Here is a 16646-nt window from a genome sequence, read left to right on the forward strand (position 1 = left end):
TTGGGGAAGATTCCGCCGTTGTCGGACAGGAGGCTGATGCCGACCTGCTGGCCGTCGACGGGGGTGCCGAAGATGACGAAGTAGGTGCCGATGATCAGGAACGCGACGAGGGCGGCGACTTTGATGAGGGCGAACCAGAATTCCATTTCGCCGAAGACTTTCACGGAGACCAGGTTCAGGGCCAGGACGACGAGGAGGGCGGTCAGGGCCCAGGCCCACTGCGGGACGTCGGCCATCCAGGGGATGTAGTTGCCGAAGAAGTGCATGTAGAGGGCGGCGGCGGTGATGTCCACGATGGTGGTGGTGGCCCAGTTGATCCAGTAGAACCAGCCGGAGACGAACGCGGCTTTTTCGCCGAAGAATTCGCGGGCGTAGGAAACGAACGAGCCCGATGAGGGCCGGTGCAGGACCAGTTCGCCCAGGGCGCGCAGGATCAGGAACGCGAAGAACCCGCACACCGCGTAGGCGATGACCAGGGACGGGCCGGCCGCGTTGAGGCGGCCGCCGGCGCCCAGGAACAGGCCGGTACCGATCGCGCCGCCGATCGCGATCATCTGGATCTGCCGCGGCTTGAGGTTCTTGTGGTAACCCTTGTCCTCCGCGTGCAGGGAGGTCTCGGACGCATGCGCGTGACCACCATCAATCAGGTGGTCGAACTCAACCTCGTCATTGGGGTTGTTGGGCATGGGGATTCCTTTCGATCCGGAAAAGATCTTGGTGGATGGGGGAAACTTAGAAGACTGACCAGCCGGTGCGGTCGGAGAGGTCGGCCAGGGCGGCGGTGCCGGCGAGGGAGTTGCCTTTGGCGTCCAGGCGCGGGCTCCAGACGCAGATGGCGCATTGTCCCGGGACGATGACCAGGATGCCGCCGCCTACTCCGCTTTTGCCGGGCAGGCCCACCCGGTACGCGAATTCGCCGGCGGCGTCATACATGCCGCAGGTCAGCATGATGGAGCCGATCCGTTTGGCCTCGCTCGGGGACAACACGGCTCCGGGGGCTCCCTGGCCGTCGTTGGCAAGGAACAGGCCTGCCTTGGCCAGCTGGACGCAGGTCATCATGATGGAGCACTGGCGGACGTAGTTCTCCACCACTGCCGCGGCCGGCTGGGTGAGGTTGCCGAAGTCCTTGAGGAAGTGGGCCAGGGCCAGGTTGCGGCTGCTGCCGGCGAGTTCACCGGCAGCAGCGGCCTCGTCGATGAACGGCGCCGGCCCTCCCTCCTGGCCTGTTTGTCCTCCGGTACCCGCCTGCCGGGTGAGGAACTGCAGGAGGTGCGCGGCGGCGTCGGGCGTCTCTTCCATCAGGTGGTCCGTGACCACCAGGGCGCCGGCGTTGATGAAGGGATTACGCGGAATACCGTGCTCGGCTTCGAGCTGGACCAGCGAGTTGAAAGCTGTTCCGGATGGTTCGCGCAGCACCCGTGACCACAGCAGGCCGGACCGGCCGCGCTGCAGCGCCATGGCCAGGGTGAACACCTTGGAGATGCTCTGGATGGAGAACGGGACGTCCGCGTCGCCGGAGCTGAAGACCTTGCCGGAGGTGGTGGCAACGGCGATGCCAAAACGGTTGAAGGGGACGGCCGCCAGGACCGGGATGTTGCCGGGTACGGCACCGGTTTCCTTTCGGGGCCGGTGTTCCCGGACGATCTCCTCGAGGAGGATGTCCAGGGGCGGTGCGCTGAGTGTGGTGCTCATTTCCTGCCTGAAGTGTTGTTGGAGTCGGCCCACTCCTGGAGATGGAGCAGGGCCACCAGTGAGTCGCGCGGGTTGCTGAAGTCCAGGCCGGTCACCCGGGCCGCCTTGGCAACGCGGTAGTAGACGGTGTTTTTGTGCAGGTTCATGTGTTTGGCGCATTCGGAGACGTCGAAGCAGGCGTCGAAATAGGCCTGCAGGGTTGCTGCGAGTTCGGTATCCTCCTGGAGCAACGCCGCCATGCTGCGGTGCCGGAAGGGTGAGCTGTGGAAGTTCCGGACCGCCTCGCGGTACAGGATTTCCGCCTCGAAATCATCAACGGTGGCCACCGTGCCCGGCGTGGCGTTCCGCACGCAGGCCAGCAGCGCTTCAGTGATGCCGGTGACCCCGTGGATGGACAGCAGGTCCGGCGCCAGCGGTCCGACGGCGGCGAAGGGAATGATGCCGAGGTGTTTGCGGGCATCCTTGACCACCGCTTCGGCAAGTGCCCTCAGCCCCGCCTCCGCCGTGCCGGACTGGAGGTCCGGCAGGATGATGGCGGTGTCACCGTTGAACTGGCCCACGACGGCGGACGCCTTGTATGCAGCGGCGTGAATGGAGGCCAGGTTGGCCAGTTCTCCGTGCTTGAGCGCGGCGTCGTCAGCCCGGGAGTCGGCGTCGGACATGCCGATCAGGAGAAGCGCCGCGGGACGCTCCGAGGGGATCTTTCCGCTGTGGGCGCTGGCGGCGGCCTCGGCGGGACCTGACAGGATCCGTGCCACCCGGTCCTCCCGCATGTGGACGGACTGCTGGTTGCGGTATCGGATCAGTTCGGCGGAAACCCTGGCTGCGGCTCCGGTGAGGACGTACTCCACGTCCGGGCCGAAGCCTTCTCCGGTCTCCTGGAGCCAGATGTAGCCCATGATCCGCTCCCCGGCGAAGAGCGCGATGGCCACCCGTTCACGCAGCCCGTCCTGGGGCCGGGCAGGCACGCGGACGGGCTGCCGGGTGCGGTGGAGTTCGCGGTACGCGCCCAGGTCCTTGAGCAGCAGCTCGTACTTCCGCGGGCCGCGGCGGGACAGGATGGACGCTTTGCGGAGCTCATCGATGTCGTTGGTGACGGTGGAGTACGCCAGGACCTTGTTGGCCGCGTCCTCGATCAGCACGTGGCTGGAGGTGAGCCTGGCCGTGGTCTGGGCGATGGCGAACAGGTCTTCCTCGAGCAGGGTGAGGACTTCGCTTTCGTAGCTGCGCGGCTGGATCCGGTCTTTTGCGATGGACAGCAGGCGGTCCCAGTCGGCGGCCGGATCAACCAGCAGGAGGCCCGAGCCCGCTGCCTGCAGGAGTTCTTCCGCTTCGGAGAGGCCTTCGCGGTTGCCTTTGACGGCTACTACCGGGGGCGGGTCTTTCAGGAGCCGCCGGAGCGCCGGCAGGGCGGAGCGGCCGCGGACACCGATGAGCAGGACAAACGCGCCGGCAGCCTGGACGGACTCGTCGTCGGCGTCGACAATCAGGAACCGTTCGATGGCCGGCGCCGAGGGGGCGGGGCGGAGGATGAGGCTGGCGAAGCCAAGGGGAAGATCCGAGAGGATGTCGTCCACCGTAACCGCGGCCATGGGTTGTCCTTTTGCGTCGATCCCGCCGGACGGCTCTGTCCGGTGACCTCATGCTATCCAGCGGCCGCCGTCCTGATTATGTGCCGGGTCCCAAACTCGGGCACGGATTTTTGGTTTCCAGCCCGAGGCGCAGGTCCGCTGCCTGGGAGCCGCCCGGACAGCAACACCAAAGGCGGGCCAGCGTATGCTGACCCGCCTTTGGGAGTGTGGCGATGGCTTGCCTGGACTTTGGATCTACAGCTAGATCCAGGCGGGTGCCGGGGGCGCGGGGGTGACCGATTCCCCGTCGCCGCCTTCCATTGTTGGACGCTGTGCCGTCGTGCCGTCCGTGCCGCGGCCGGTGGCCCACTGCGCGATGGCGGCCAGGGAGCCGGACACCACGGTGGGGGAAGCGGATGACGTGTCCCCGAAGATGAGCGGGGACGGCTGCCCGGTGACCTCGACCACGAGGTCCTTGTCCGTGCCGCGGGTGTGCCAGGCGCCGGTGATGTCCGTCAGGAGCCGTTCCAGGACGGGGGCGGGGATGTCCTTGAACGTGGCCCCGTTGTCCAGGTCCACGGCGTGCACCCACACTTCCCGGGTGCGCATCCACACGGTCTCTTCGGCCGGGACGGTCCTGCCCTGGACGGTTTTGACCTTGTGGTGCCAGTTGTCGGCGGGCAGGTCGCGCCATTCGACGTTCAGGTGCACGGCGGAGTGGTCGAACAGGTTGCGCAGGGCGATCGGGGACAGCGTCGCGCCGAAGTCGATCTCGTGGTTGCGGACCTCAACGGACGGGTACATCGGTGTTTCCACCCCGGTGGCTGCCCACTCGACCAGCCGGGCGATGGCCCGCGCGTTGTAGCCCACGTGGGCTACAACGTGGCGGCGGGTCCAGCCCGGCAGGAGCGAGTCCCCGTCCAGTTCCGCGTCGCTGAGCTCGTTGAGCTTGCGGGCGAAGAACGCGGTGCCGCGCCGGGCCTGCAGGAGCCCGTCGAGCAGGACGGGATCAGTGGCCTGGTCGTGCCGGGCAACCATCAGGCTTCCTTGACCACGCGGTTGGTCAGCTGGCCCAGGCCCTCGATGGTGGTGACCAGGACCTGGCCTTCCTGCAGGTAGCGCTTGGGGTCCTGGGCGTGGCCCACGCCGCCGGGGGTGCCGGTGGCGATCACGTCGCCCGGGTTCAGGGTGATGATGGTGGAGATGTAGGAGACCAGGAACTCCGGGGTGAACACCAGGTCCGAGGTGGGGGTGGACTGCTGGACTTCACCGTCCACGGCGGAGGTCATCAGCGGGCCCGCGGTGAACTCGTCCTTGGTGACCAGGGCCGGTCCGAACGGGGTGGACTTTTCCCAGGTCTTGCCCTGCAGCCACTGGATGGTGCGGAACTGGTAGTCGCGCATGGAGACGTCGTTGAGCACGGAGTAACCGGCGATGTGCGCAGCGGCTTCGGCTTCGGGGATGCGGCGGCCGGCCTTGCCAATGACGACGGCGAGTTCGGCTTCCCAGTCCACGGTGTCCGATTCCTGCGGCAGGGCCAGGTCGTCGTTGGGACCGATCAGCGACTCGGCGTACTTGGCGAACAGGGTGGGGTACTCCGGAACTTCCCGGCCCATTTCCTTGATGTGGTTGCGGTAGTTGTGGCCCACGCAGATGATCTTGCCGGGGGAAGGCACGACGGCGGCGAGATCGGCGCCGGCCAGGGCGTGGGTTGCGCCCTTGGCTTCCTTGGCGGTGGTTTCCCAGGCGGGGTCCTGCAGCAGGGCCCCGACGTCGGAGAACCCCGGGATTTCGGTGAGGGTGTCGCCGTCCTGGCGGACCGCCGTCGTGCTCTTGCCGTTGCCGGTGCCGGCGGGGAGGCGGAGGGTGAGGAGTTTCATTACTTGCTGCGTCCTTCGATGTAGGTGCGGTTGAAGTTCAGGCGCTCAAAGATGGGTGCGTCGCTGAACCGGAACAAATCAAACTCGGATTCGGCCTGCAGTGACCAGGCGGCCCAGGACGGGACCACGAACAGGTCGCCCTTGGCGAGGACCCTGGTTTCGCCGTTGAGGGTCACGGTGCCGGTGCCTTCGAAGACCTGCCAGACACTGGAGCCCACCTCGCGGACGGTCTCGGTCCAGGCCCCGGCGCGCAGCCGGTGGAACTCGGCACGGATGGTGGGCATGACATCCCCGCCGGTGGTGGGATTGGTGTAGCGGACCGCGGCGTGGCCCTGGGACACGGTGGCCGGATGGCCCTCGTCTTCCAGGAGCAACTGCTCGCGCAGCGCGGCGTCGGTGTACTTCCACCGGTAGGCGGCGATGGGGGAGTTGGTGGTCTCATCCAGTCCGGAGAGCGGGCGCAGTCCGGGGTGGGCCCAGAGCCGCTCGGAGCGGGAGATGTCCGGGGTGGCCTCGTCCGTGACGCGCTCGGTGCCGAACTCGAAGAACCCGGCATCGGCGTAGTGGACGAACGGGATGTCCAGCCCATCGATCCAGGCCATGGGCTCATCGGTGTCATTGTGGTGGCCATGGAAGTTCCAGCCCGGGGTGAGCAGGAAGTCGCCGCGGGACATCCGGACCGGGTCACCGTTCACCACGGTCCACACTCCCTCGCCTTCGACGACAAAGCGGAAGGCGTTCTGCGAGTGGCGGTGCTCGGGGGCGGTTTCGCGGCCGCCCAGGTACTGGATGGCGGCCCAGAGGGTGGGGGTGGCGTACGGGGTGCCGGCCAGGCCAGGATTGGCCAGCGCGATCGCCCGGCGCTCCCCGCCCCGGCCCACGGGCACCAGGTCGCCGGCGCGGGCGGCGAGCGGGTACAGGTCGTTCCACCGCCAGACGTGCGGTACCGCCTTGGGGGAAGGGACCATGGGCATCAGGTCCGCGATCTCCGTCCACAGGGGAATCAGGTTTTCCTTGTTGAAGTCCTTGTACAGCTGCTCGAGCTGGGCAGCCTCCTCGGGGGTGGGCTCGGGAACATGGTGTTCCTGTGCCACGGATTCGTGCGTTTGGTTTTCAGCGCTGATCGACACTGGCCTTCTCCTTGCGTGCGGACTGACTGCGACGTGGATTCGACCCTAAGGAATGAGCGCTGTGATCCCCAGCATATTCTGTACAGCAGAAAGAGCTGCCAGTCGTGGTCAGGCGCCCGCACCGCCGTCGGCCGGATTGGCCGCGATGTCCATCTCCAGTTGGCGGCGGGTTTCCATCATCACGCCCACCAGCCCTGCGTCGAACAGCGGCCGGAACCTGGCCACCGGAGTGGCCACGCTCAAGGCGCCCACCACCATGCCCCTGCCGTTGTGCAGCGCCATCCCGAAGGCGCTGATGCCCTCCTCGGTGCCCTCGAAGTTGGCAGCGAATCCGTTGGCCCGCACCGACTCAAGTTCGCGCAGGAATGCCGGGTACTCGGCGTCGGGAATGTAGTCGCCGGCCAGCTCCGCGTTGGGGCCGCGGAACAGCTGTTCCAGCGCGGCCGGTTCCAGCTCCGCCAGGATGGCTTTGCCTCCCGATGCCTTGTGCGCCGGGAGCAATGTCCCCTGGCGGTCACCCACGCGCAGGATATTCGAGCTTTCCACCGTGTCCAGGAACCGGACCTTGGTGCCCACCCGGATCATCAGGTTGACTGTCTCGTTGGTGCGGGCGCACAGGACTTCCATGTGGGGCCGGGAGATGTCGCGCAGCTGCCGGGTCCAGCTGAACCCGGCAGGGCCGGCGCCCATGGCCGGGCCCGGCACGTAACGGCGCGTTTCGTCCTGCACCGCGAAGCCGCGGTAGACCAGCATGGCAAGCAACCGGTGGGCTGTGGACGGGGCCACGCCCAGTTCCGCCGCGGCGTCCTTGAGTCGCAGGCTGCCCACGTCCCGCAGGAGCTGCAGCAGCTGCAGGGCGTTGTCCACCGCCTCAATGGAGTAGGTGGGCTTCCGTCGGGCCGGAAGATTCTGCATAACAGAATCTTATGTGCGGAGCGGTATGGCTGCCAGCACAGTGGTGGGATGAATCACACAACTTCCGCTGCAGCGCCGCAGCGCACGGCCGTCCCCGCCCCGGGCGCCGGCCGTTCCGGGTTTCCCCGGCGTTCCGTGCTTGCCGTCCTGGTGTGCTGGCTGCTGGTCGTTTTCGACGGCTATGACCTGATCGTCTATGGGACGGTCCAGGGCTCGCTCATCAGCGATACCGGCTGGGGCCTGACCAAGGCCACCGCCGGCACCATCGGGTCGATGGCCTTCATCGGCATGATGATCGGAGCGGTCTTCGCAGGCCGCATGTCCGATAGCTGGGGCCGCCGGCGCACCATCATCGGCTGCGCCGCCGTGTTCTCCCTCTTCACCATCCTCTGCGCCTTTGCCCCCAACGCGCCCGTCTTCGGCGGCCTGCGGCTCCTGGCAGGCATTGGCCTGGGCGGCCTGGTGCCGTCGGCCAATGCCCTGGTGGCAGAACTCGTTCCCGAAAAGTGGCGGTCCACCATCGCCACCCTGATGATGTCCGGCGTCCCCATCGGCGGTTCCATCGCCGCCCTCGTCGGCATTCCGCTGATCCCGGCCTTCGGCTGGCCGGTCATGTTCCTGGTGGCCGTCGTCGCCCTGGTGGTGGTTATCCCGCTGGGCATCCGCTACCTGCCGGAGACGCTGGCGCCGGACCACAAGCGCGGAGCCCGGGGCGGTGCCGCCAAGGAAGCCGTCGGATTCGGGTCCCTGCTCCGCGCGCCCTACCTCGGCACCAGCCTGCTGTTCGCCGTCGGCACCCTGGTGACCCTCTTCGCCTGGTACGGGCTGGGCACCTGGCTGCCCAGCCTCATGCAGCTGGCAGGCTACAACCTCGGGTCCGCCCTGACGTTCGCCCTGGCCCTCAACCTTGGCGCGGTGGCGGGTTCGGTGCTCACCGCCTGGGCGGGCACCCGCTTCGGCCCCATCCCCACCGCCATCGCGGCAGCGGCCGTGGCCGCCGTCGGATTGCTGGTCCTGGTCACCGGGCCGCCCGTCGCCGTCGTCTACCTCATGCTGGTGCTTGCCGGCGTGGGCACGCACGGCACCCAGTGCCTGATCATCGCCGCCGTGGCAAGCCACTACCCGGCACACCTGCGCGGCACCGCCCTTGGCTGGGCGCTTGGCGTGGGCCGGATCGGGGCCGTGGCAGCGCCCCAGGCCGGCGGGCTCCTGCTCGCAGCGGGCCTGGGCGTCAACTCGAACTTCCTGGCATTTGCCGGAGCAGCCGCAGCAGCAGCAGTCCTGCTCGCAGCCGCCGGTACCAAAATCAAGAAATCAACAGCAGTAGGAGTTTCCAATGTCTAACCTCAAAGCGTCCACCGACGTCCTGGTAGTTGGCGGCGGCATGGCCGGACTTGCCGGAGCGCTGGCGCTTCGCGAAAACGGTGCCGATGTCACCCTGGTTGAAGTGGCACCCGCCTTCGGTGAAGTCGGCGCCGGCCTGCAGATGGCGCCCAACGCCTCCCGCGTCCTCAAGCGCTGGGGCCTGCTGGAGAAGGCACTGGAAATCGGCGTCCAGCCCAAGCACCTGGTGTTCCGCGACGCCATCACCGGCGAGGAACTCACCCGCCAGACCGTGGGCGGCGAGTTCGAGGAACGCTACGGCGCCCCCTACGTGGTGATCCACCGCAGCGACCTGCACCGGATCCTGCTCGAAGCCTGCCAGGAAGCCGGCGTTACCCTGGTGAACGACGTCCTGGTGCAGAAAGTGGAGACCGACGGCGACCGCGCCCGCGCCTACACCGCCAAGGGCGAGGTGTTCGAGGCTGACGCCATCCTGGCAGCGGACGGGCTGAAGTCCACCCTGCGCGCCATCGTTGCCAGCGACGGCCCGGTCAACTCCGCCTACGTGGCGTACCGCGGCACCGTGCCCATCACCGAGGAAACCCCTGCGGCGGACCTGGAGGACGTCATCGTCTACCTTGGCCCGAACTGCCACCTGGTCCAGTACCCGCTCCGCAAGGGCCAGCTGCTCAACACCGTGGCAGTGTTCAAGTCTCCGTCGTTCGAGCGCGGCGAAGAGCAGTACGGCGGCGTGGACGAACTCCAGGCAGCCTACAAGGACTGCGTCCCCGCCGTGCAGGAAGCCCTGAAGAACCTGGCCACCGGCATCCGCTGGCCCATGTACGACCGCAACCCGATCGAGACCTGGGTTTCCGGCCGCATGGCACTGATCGGCGATGCCGCCCACCCGATGCTGCAGTACCTGGCCCAGGGCGCCTGCCAGGCGCTGGAGGACGCTGCAGTGCTGCAGGACGCCGCCAGCAACCGCGTCTTCACGGCCGAAGGCATCGACGCCGGTGCGTGGGAGGACGCCTTCCGCGAGTTCAACGAAACCCGCGCAGCCCGCACCGCCCGCGTCCAGCGCACCGCCCGTATCTGGGGCGAGTCCTGGCACGTGGACGGCGTGGCACGCGTCCTGCGGAACATGCTGTTCAAGAGCCGCGGCGACAACAACTTCCAGTACAACGACTGGCTGTACGGCCGCAACGAGCCCGGTGCCCCGGCTGAGGTTCCGGCCGGAGCCAAGCTGGTGGAAGCCTAAGCACCGCCAGCCAAGGCGGGCGTACGACGGCGGGTGGCCCCCGGCGTCGTACGCCCGCCTTCTTGGATGGAAGGGAAGGTGCCGGAATAGATCCACACGGTTGAATGTTCAACCAATATGGACTTTGGCATTTTTACTTTTGGCGAACTGTCGCGCAACGGACAAACCGGGCTGGCCCAGTCGCCGCACCAGCGGCTGGAAGAGATCATTGGGCTGGCCAAGCTGGCCGACCAGGCGGGCATCAGCTTCCTGGGCCTGGGCGAGCACCACCGCAGCGACTTCGCGTTGTCCGCCCCCGAAATGGTGCTGGCCGCAGTTGCCCGCGAGACCACCAACCTGAGGCTGGGCACTGCCGTCACCGTGCTCTCCACTCAGGACCCGGTGCGGCTCTTCGAACAGTTCGCCACCCTGGACCTCATATCCGGCGGCCGCGCCGAGATCATCGCCGGGCGCGGAGCGTTCATCGAGTCGTACCCGCTGTTCGGCTACGACACCGCGGATTACGACGCCCTCTTCGACGAAAAGCTGCGCATGCTGCTGGAGCTGCGGGACAACGCCACCCTGGAGTGGCAGGGCACATTGACCCAAAGCATCCCCGGCATGGACATTGCCCCCCGGCCGCTGCAGGAAAAGCTTCCCGTCTGGGTGGGGGTGGGCGGGACGCCGGCGAGTTTCGCCCGTGCGGGACGCCTGGGCCTGCCGTTGTTTGTTGCACTGCTGTCCGGACCCGAGCGGTTCCGCCGCCTGGTGGAGCTGTACCGGCACACCGCGGCCGAGGCCGGGCATGACGCCTCCGCCCTTCCGGTGGGTGCCGGCGGCCACTTCTACGTGGCGCCCACCTCCCAGCAGGCACGCGATACCTTCTATCCCTATTACCGGGCCTATTTCGAACAGAACATGCCCCGGCCGGTGGACCACTTCCCGCGCTCAACCTTCGATGACTGGTCCGAACCCGGCGGCGGCCTGCTGGTGGGGAGCCCGCAGCAGGTGGTGGAGAAGATCCTGGCCATCCACGAGGCGCTGGGAACCAGCCGGTACATGGCCCAGATCGGACTGGGCGGGCTGCCGTTTGCCGAGACGGCGCGTTCCATCGAGCTGCTCGCCACCGAGATCATGCCCGCCGTCAACCGGGAAATCGGGGCCCCGGCCACTGCCTGACCCAAGCCATTTCCACCACCAACACCGAGGAAAAGATATGCACGCACCGTTCGCCGAACCCACCGTCGCCTGGCAGAGCCCCGACGATCCCAACCGCCCGCTCGTGGTGCTGCTGCACGGGCGCGGATCGGATGAATCAGGAATCATCGGGCTGGCCAGCCACCTTCCCGCAGGCCCCTCCTACGCGGCCGTCCGGGCACCGATCCCGGCAGGGGGCGGGTTCGCCTGGTTCGCGAACCGGGGGACGGGGCGGCCCGTGGCCGGGTCCCTGGCCCAGACAATGGAATGGTTCAGGACGTGGCTGGAGCCGATCGCCCCGGAAGGCCGGCCGGTGATCCTGGTTGGCTTCAGTGGCGGTGCGGCGTTCGCGGGCGGGTTGCTGCTGGCTGATCCGCAGCGTTTTGCGGGCACGGCAATCCTTTACGGGACGCTGCCGTTCGACGCAGGCGTCCCGACGTCGCCGGACCGGCTTGCCGGCGCCCCGGTGTTCCTGGCCCACGGTGAAGCCGACACCGTCATCCCGGCCGACCTGCTGGGCCGCACCTGGGACTACCTCCTGGGGGCCTCCGGTGCGGACACCCACGCCCGCAAGGACCCGGGCGGGCACGCCCTCACCGCGGAAACTGCCGCCGGGCTTGGTGCGTGGATCTCCGAACGGGCCTAGCTTGCGCTGCCCTGGTCAGCCTTCGTCGCAGAGCAGGTGGTACCAGCTGTCCGCCAGCACTTCCAGGGCGTGCTCGCGGTTTGGCTCCATCTTGCGGCGGGTCCACAGCGTCGCCACGTAGTCCAGCTGCGTGAAGGCCAGGGTGCCGCGGATGTGGCGGGTTTCCCCGGCGAAGCGTCCGGCGAGCTGACCGCACCACCGAGGGCAACCCCTACCATCCGCACACCCGCGCGGTTCCGGTGGAGCCGGGGAGGATCGAGGAATACGTGGTCCGCCTCTACCCGTTCGCTAACACCTTCAACCCGGGGCACCGCCTGGTAGTGGAGCTGTCCAACGGCGAGCCGCTCGCCGACGAACACAACTCGCTGCTCCCGCCTGACGCCTTCCACCTCCCGGTGGGCAGGCCGGTCACACACAAGATCTACCGCGACGCGCACCACCAGTCCCGCCTGGTCCTGCCGTTTACCGTGGGCTGATCAGGCAGGCGCCGGACCCGTTGACTCCCTGACAGTCAGGTGGGTGGGCATGACGGCGAGCTGCCGGCTGGCACTTCCCGACAGCGGGTTGAGCTGTGCCAGCAGCATGGACACCGCCACCCTGCCCGCCTGCTCTATGGGGCTGGAAATGGTGGTCAGTGGGGGATTGCAGAAGTCCGCGCCGAAAATGTCATCGGACCCGACGATGCTTATGTCCTCCGGAACCCGAATGCCCCGTGCTTTGAACCGCTGGAGCATGCCAATGGCAAGCAGGTCATTAAAGACGATGCAGGCTGTTGCCCCCGTCCTGACTGCAGCATCAGCGGCAGCAGCCCCCGACGTCGTCTTCGGGGTGTAGGGGCCGATCCGGTGGATCTCCATGCCGCGCTTAGTGGCGTCCTCTTCGAAAACCTTCCACCGCATCTGGTTGGACCAGGAGGTGGGCGGTCCGGCCACATAGCAGACTTTGTGGTGGCCCAGCGAGGCCAGGTGCTCAAGGGCCTGGATGATGGCCGAGGGTGTATCGATCATCACCGTCGGTGCGCTGGTGGACGCGCGGTTGAACGTCACCAGGGGCTGCGACTGCGAGACCTCCGCAAGCTGGGCGTCCGTCAGGCGTGAAGCGGCAAGGATGAAGCCGTCCGCGGACTTGCGCATCTTGTGCAGGGCATCGAGTTCCATCTCGCTGGACTCCTCGGTGTCCACCAGGAGCTGGGTGACCCCGGCCGCCTTGAGCTGGTGCTGGGTGCCGCGGATGATGTCGAAATAGAACGGGTTGGTGATGTCGGGTACCAGGACGGCCACCGCATTGGTTCGTCCGGAACTGAGGCCGCGGGCCTGGGAGCTGGGCACGTAATTGAGCTCCGCGGCCGCTTCCTCGATCCGGGCCCGGGTCCGCGGGTTGACCCGGTCGGGCCGCGCGAGGGCCCGCGACACGGTGGAGGTGGCCACCCCGGCGAGTTCCGCCACGTCCCGGATGGTGGGTGGGCGGTCCCGCCGGGCGCCTGCGTCAAGGCTTGCCGGGACTGACGACGCCGTGGTTGCTGGGTCTGCCATCGCTGGGCCTTCCTCGCGGACCGGGATAAGACCGGCCATCTGGGGTTTCCAAGGCTACTCGTTCCCGGAATCCTGTTGAACTCAATCTGAGCATTTATGGCAACTTTTGGCAACCGCTTGCCAGTCGCGTTGCCATCTTCCTAGACTGACTCTCGAGTCGCCTGCAGTGATCTCCGCCACAGGACGGATGTGGCCATGCGGGTGTCCTAGAGGAGAAAAACAATGAGGTTTAAATCGACTACTGGGCTTGCGGCGATAGTCACAGCTGCAGCGCTCGCCTTGACCGGGTGTGGATCGAGCTCCGGCAACGGGGGCGGCTCAACCAGCTCGGACGGCAAAGTGGACGGCACCGGGAAGACGCTGAGCGTCCTGGTGAACGTTTCCAGCCAATACCCGGAACAGCAGAAGCAGTGGCAGTCCGATATTGCCGCGAAGTTCAAGGCCGAGACCGGCGCCGACGTGAAGTTCGAAACCTTCGCTTCGGCCAACGATGAACTCACGCGCATCCAAACGTCCGTGGTCTCGGGCCAGGGCCCGGACGTCTACAGCCTCGGAACCACGTTCACCCCCACGGCATATGCCACCAAGGCCTTCGTGACCCTCTCCGACGACGACTGGAAGAAGGTGGGCGGCAAGGACCGCTTCAACCCGGCAACCCTGGGAATTTCCGGACCGGACAAGGACCACCTTGCCGGCATCCCGTTCGTCAGCCGGCCGTTCGTCATGGCGTACAACAAGGACCTGCTGGCTGCGGCGGGCATCGACAAACCTGCCACCAACTGGGATGACCTGGCTGCCCAGGCGAAGAAGATGACCAAGGACGGCACCTACGGCATCGCCACGGGATACAAGGACAGCTTTGATCCCTGGAAGTTCATCTGGGCCATGTCCGTCCAGGCAGGCAACCCGCTGGTGGACGGCAACAAGCTGAAAATGGACGACCCCACGGTCAAGAAGGCCTACGAAACGTACTTCGGCTGGCTCACCAACGACAAAGTGGTTGACCCCGCATCCATTGGCTGGAGCAACAGCAACGCCGTGGCCGCCTTTGCCAGCGGCAAGGCCGGGTACCTGATGATGACCACGTCCAGCTCGATTCCCACCCTCGACAAGTCAGCCGTCGCCGGCAAGTACGAGTACGCCCTGATGCCTACGATCGCTCCGGGCCAGACCCAGTCCAAGTCCGATGGCGACGCCGCCAGCATCCTCTCCGGCGACAACCTGGTGGTGGCCGATTACTCCAAGCAGAAGGACCTGGCGTTCGCCTACATCAAGCTGATCACCTCCAAGGACGAGCAGCTGAACTACCAGAAGGTCTTCGGCGACCTTCCGGCCAACGCGGAGGCCCTCGCCACCCTGACCGATGCCAAGCTCAAGCCGCTGGCCGATGCCGCCGCCAAGTCCAAGGCCACCCCGTTCACGGGCGCCTGGGGCGACATCCAGCTGGGCCTGCTCAACGTCACTGTCCAGTCGATCCCGGACCTGGCCGCCGGCAAGGTGGACGAATCCGCGCTCGACTCCCGAATCAAAGATGCCCAAAACAAGGGCCAGGCTTCCCTGGACCGGGCCTCCAAAGGATAAGTTCTGATGTCAACCGACGCCTCCCATGAAGTACGGCCTGCGGTGGAATCCGCCGCAGGCCGGGCGCCCCGGGCCGCCAATGACGCCGGGCAGCAGCCCGGCCCCAGAGACGGCCTGCGGCGCAAGGGCCTGAGCGAGCGGAACCGCCCGCTCTGGATGCTGATCCCCGGCGGGGTCCTGATGATCATCATCATCGTGGTACCGCTGCTGCTGGGCATTTACATGTCCATCCTCAACCTGGACCAGTACACGCTGCGGAAGTGGGTCAGTGCACCAATCATCGGAGCCGAAAACTTCGTTGAAGCCGTCACGAACTCGCCGCTGCTGCATGCCGTGTGGCTCAGCGTCAGCTACTCGCTGCTTGCCATGGTTGTGACCCTGCCGCTGGGCATTGCCGCTGCCGTGGCAACCCAGAACGCCTTCAAGGGCCGCGCCCTGATCCGTTCGGTGTTCCTCATCCCGTATGTCCTGCCGTCCTTCGTGGTGGCAACCGTCTGGCGGACCATGCTCCAGCCCGGCGGCATCGTGGACGAAGCCCAGGCCACCGTGGGAATCCACGTGGGACTCTGGCTCAACGGGCCGCAAACGTTCTGGACACTGGTACTGGTCCAGATCTGGGCTTCCTGGCCGTTCATCTACCTGCTGGCGTTGTCCGGCCTGCAGTCCGTGGACCACGAGGTGCACGAGGCCTCAGCCCTGGACGGGGCGTTGTGGTGGAACAAGCTCCGCTACGTGATCTTCCCGTACCTGAAGGGACCGCTGGCCTTGGCTTTCCTGATCGGAATGCTGCACCACATCAACAACTTCACCCTTCCGTTCGTGCTGTTCGGCGTCCCGGCTCCGTCGGACGTGGAAGTCCTCCCCATCCTGACCTACGTCACCAGCTTCCAGAGCTTCCGCTTTGGCCTGAGTGCTGCGATGGCCTTCATCTCCCTGGTGCTCATCGCCATCCCGCTGTTCGTCTACCTCCGCGCCGTGAAGCTTGACGACGCCGACACCCCAGGAGCGAAGAAATGAGCGCCACCATCGCCGGGCGCCGGAGCGCGCCGACCGCGGACGTCGACCGTCCGGGCTCACACCGCCAGCACGAGGTGCTGCGGCTCCTGCCCGGCCCCCTGCTGGTCATCATCCTTGTCTTCCTGGGTGCACTCGTCCTGATTCCGGTGCTCTACATCTTCCTGGCATCGGTGAACTCGGACATCGGGGTTGCCAACGGCGAGTTTTGGCCGTCGTCGGTGACGTTCGAGAACTACTCGAAGATCTGGACCAGCGTGGGCCTTGCCACCGGCCTGACCAACAGTGTCCTGGTGGCCGGATCAACCGCCGTGGTATCGGCGGCCTTGTCCGTGTCCACCGCGTTCGTCCTGGTCCGGTACAGCTTCCGTGGCAGGCTCAGCATCCTGCGCGGCCTGCTGGCACTGCAGTCCGTCCCGGGAACCCTGATGGTGCTGCCGGTGTTCGTGCTCTTTTCCTCGGCGGCAACCTACCTCGGCATCCAGGTGATCGGAACCCAGTGGGGCCTGTTCGTGACGTACCTGACCTTCGCCATGCCGTTCTCCACCTGGGTGATGGTCACCTACCTCCGCGGGCTCCCCAAGGAGCTGGAGGAAGCAGCCAAGATCGACGGCGCGTCCAACCTCGGCGTCCTCTTCCGCATCGTCCTGCCCCTGAGCTGGCCCGGCATCGTCGTCTCCGGCATCTTCGCTTTCCTGCTCGGCTGGAACGACGTGCTGTTCGCCTCGGTGATGACGCGCCCCGAAAGCCAGACCGCCGCCGTCGCCCTGCAAATCTTTGGGGCCTCGCAGGAAGGCGGCGCCATTCCCTACTACGGCCAGATGATGGCCGCAGCCCTGGTGTGTGCAGCACCGGTGGTCATTCTCTACCTGATTTTCCAGCGTTACCTAGTAGGCGGGCTGACCGCCGGAGGAGTTAAATAACC

General features: G+C 66.6%; 15 protein-coding genes and 1 pseudogene. 8 read left to right on the top strand and 8 right to left on the bottom strand.

Features of this window, described 5'->3' with window-relative positions; genetic code table 11:
- The 7 genes from J2T23_RS16420 to J2T23_RS16450 all read right to left on the bottom strand — a co-directional run.
- The coding region (locus J2T23_RS16420) for an amino acid permease (RefSeq protein WP_307361718.1) at nt 1-686 on the bottom strand (686 nt) is incomplete at its 3' end.
- A 46-nt stretch (nt 687-732) separates the two neighbouring features.
- Nucleotides 733-1692, bottom strand: a complete 960-nt coding sequence (locus J2T23_RS16425; RefSeq protein ID WP_307361721.1) for a glutaminase — start codon at nt 1690-1692, stop codon at nt 733-735.
- Complete coding sequence (locus J2T23_RS16430) at nt 1689-3284, bottom strand: PucR family transcriptional regulator (protein WP_307361723.1); 1596 nt, start codon at nt 3282-3284, stop codon at nt 1689-1691. Before J2T23_RS16430 ends, J2T23_RS16425 begins: the two co-directional genes overlap by 4 nt.
- 240 nt (nt 3285-3524) lie before the next feature.
- A complete protein-coding gene (locus tag J2T23_RS16435) occupies nt 3525-4301 on the bottom strand; it encodes a maleylpyruvate isomerase family mycothiol-dependent enzyme (RefSeq protein WP_307361726.1) in 777 nt (258 codons plus the stop codon).
- Nucleotides 4301-5143 carry a fumarylacetoacetate hydrolase family protein gene (locus J2T23_RS16440; protein ID WP_307361728.1) on the bottom strand — a complete coding sequence of 281 codons (843 nt, stop codon included), beginning with the start codon at nt 5141-5143 and terminating at the stop codon, nt 4301-4303. The genes J2T23_RS16435 and J2T23_RS16440 overlap by 1 nt, the downstream gene beginning before the upstream one ends.
- Complete coding sequence (locus tag J2T23_RS16445) at nt 5143-6273, bottom strand: cupin domain-containing protein (protein WP_307361731.1); 1131 nt, start codon at nt 6271-6273, stop codon at nt 5143-5145. The genes J2T23_RS16440 and J2T23_RS16445 overlap by 1 nt, the downstream gene beginning before the upstream one ends.
- A 108-nt stretch (nt 6274-6381) precedes the next feature.
- Nucleotides 6382-7188, bottom strand: a complete 807-nt coding sequence (locus J2T23_RS16450; RefSeq protein WP_307361734.1) for an IclR family transcriptional regulator — start codon at nt 7186-7188, stop codon at nt 6382-6384.
- A 48-nt stretch (nt 7189-7236) separates the two neighbouring features.
- On the opposite strand from J2T23_RS16450, the gene J2T23_RS16455 reads away from it, so the two are divergent.
- From J2T23_RS16455 to J2T23_RS16475, 5 genes and pseudogenes are all read left to right on the top strand, one after another.
- On the top strand, nt 7237-8532 hold the full coding sequence (locus J2T23_RS16455; RefSeq protein ID WP_307361737.1) for an MFS transporter: 1296 nt from the start codon (nt 7237-7239) through the stop codon (nt 8530-8532).
- Complete coding sequence (locus J2T23_RS16460; RefSeq protein ID WP_307361740.1) at nt 8525-9772, top strand: FAD-dependent oxidoreductase; 1248 nt, start codon at nt 8525-8527, stop codon at nt 9770-9772. The genes J2T23_RS16455 and J2T23_RS16460 overlap by 8 nt, the downstream gene beginning before the upstream one ends.
- Before the next feature lie 117 nt (nt 9773-9889).
- On the top strand, nt 9890-10930 hold the full coding sequence (locus tag J2T23_RS16465; RefSeq protein ID WP_307361743.1) for an LLM class flavin-dependent oxidoreductase: 1041 nt from the start codon (nt 9890-9892) through the stop codon (nt 10928-10930).
- Nucleotides 10931-10967: 37 nt separating this feature from the next.
- Nucleotides 10968-11594, top strand: coding sequence for an alpha/beta hydrolase (locus tag J2T23_RS16470; RefSeq protein WP_307361746.1), 627 nt, complete (start codon nt 10968-10970; stop codon nt 11592-11594).
- Nucleotides 11595-11827: 233 nt separating this feature from the next.
- A pseudogene (locus tag J2T23_RS16475) lies at nt 11828-12070 on the top strand (CocE/NonD family hydrolase C-terminal non-catalytic domain-containing protein); the annotation flags it as partial.
- Here J2T23_RS16475 and J2T23_RS16480 read toward each other — a convergent pair.
- Entirely contained in the window at nt 12071-13126 is a 1056-nt protein-coding gene (locus J2T23_RS16480; RefSeq protein ID WP_246839777.1) for a LacI family DNA-binding transcriptional regulator, read from the bottom strand.
- 222 nt (nt 13127-13348) lie between these two features.
- Between J2T23_RS16480 and J2T23_RS16485 the strand changes: the two genes are divergently transcribed.
- Genes J2T23_RS16485 through J2T23_RS16495 form a run of 3 tightly spaced genes read left to right on the top strand, consistent with a single transcriptional unit; the run spans nt 13349 to nt 16644 of the window.
- Complete coding sequence (locus J2T23_RS16485; protein ID WP_307361749.1) at nt 13349-14707, top strand: ABC transporter substrate-binding protein; 1359 nt, start codon at nt 13349-13351, stop codon at nt 14705-14707.
- A 6-nt stretch (nt 14708-14713) separates the two neighbouring features.
- Nucleotides 14714-15724, top strand: a complete 1011-nt coding sequence (locus J2T23_RS16490) for a carbohydrate ABC transporter permease (protein ID WP_307361751.1) — start codon at nt 14714-14716, stop codon at nt 15722-15724.
- The gene (locus J2T23_RS16495) at nt 15721-16644 is read left to right on the top strand and encodes a carbohydrate ABC transporter permease (RefSeq protein WP_018762443.1); all 924 of its coding nucleotides are present in this window, start codon (nt 15721-15723) and stop codon (nt 16642-16644) included. The genes J2T23_RS16490 and J2T23_RS16495 overlap by 4 nt, the downstream gene beginning before the upstream one ends.
- Nucleotides 16645-16646 lie beyond the last annotated feature (2 nt).

This window comes from Pseudarthrobacter niigatensis (assembly GCF_030812615.1).
GTDB lineage: Bacteria > Actinomycetota > Actinomycetes > Actinomycetales > Micrococcaceae > Arthrobacter > Arthrobacter niigatensis.

What these genes read in the sequence shown, in the direction of transcription:
- J2T23_RS16430 (WP_307361723.1), bottom strand. Translation starts at nt 3,284, where the DNA reads ATGGCCGCGGTTACGGTGGACGACATCCTCTCGGATCTTCCCCTTGGC.
- J2T23_RS16470 (WP_307361746.1), top strand. Translation starts at nt 10,968, where the DNA reads ATGCACGCACCGTTCGCCGAACCCACCGTCGCCTGGCAGAGCCCCGAC.
- J2T23_RS16460 (WP_307361740.1), top strand. Translation starts at nt 8,525, where the DNA reads ATGTCTAACCTCAAAGCGTCCACCGACGTCCTGGTAGTTGGCGGCGGC.
- J2T23_RS16485 (WP_307361749.1), top strand. Translation starts at nt 13,349, where the DNA reads ATGAGGTTTAAATCGACTACTGGGCTTGCGGCGATAGTCACAGCTGCA.
- J2T23_RS16440 (WP_307361728.1), bottom strand. Translation starts at nt 5,143, where the DNA reads ATGAAACTCCTCACCCTCCGCCTCCCCGCCGGCACCGGCAACGGCAAG.
- J2T23_RS16455 (WP_307361737.1), top strand. Translation starts at nt 7,237, where the DNA reads ATGAATCACACAACTTCCGCTGCAGCGCCGCAGCGCACGGCCGTCCCC.
- J2T23_RS16425 (WP_307361721.1), bottom strand. Translation starts at nt 1,692, where the DNA reads ATGAGCACCACACTCAGCGCACCGCCCCTGGACATCCTCCTCGAGGAG.
- J2T23_RS16450 (WP_307361734.1), bottom strand. Translation starts at nt 7,188, where the DNA reads ATGCAGAATCTTCCGGCCCGACGGAAGCCCACCTACTCCATTGAGGCG.
- J2T23_RS16465 (WP_307361743.1), top strand. Translation starts at nt 9,890, where the DNA reads ATGGACTTTGGCATTTTTACTTTTGGCGAACTGTCGCGCAACGGACAA.
- J2T23_RS16435 (WP_307361726.1), bottom strand. Translation starts at nt 4,301, where the DNA reads ATGGTTGCCCGGCACGACCAGGCCACTGATCCCGTCCTGCTCGACGGG.
- J2T23_RS16495 (WP_018762443.1), top strand. Translation starts at nt 15,721, where the DNA reads ATGAGCGCCACCATCGCCGGGCGCCGGAGCGCGCCGACCGCGGACGTC.
- J2T23_RS16480 (WP_246839777.1), bottom strand. Translation starts at nt 13,126, where the DNA reads ATGGCAGACCCAGCAACCACGGCGTCGTCAGTCCCGGCAAGCCTTGAC.
- J2T23_RS16490 (WP_307361751.1), top strand. Translation starts at nt 14,714, where the DNA reads ATGTCAACCGACGCCTCCCATGAAGTACGGCCTGCGGTGGAATCCGCC.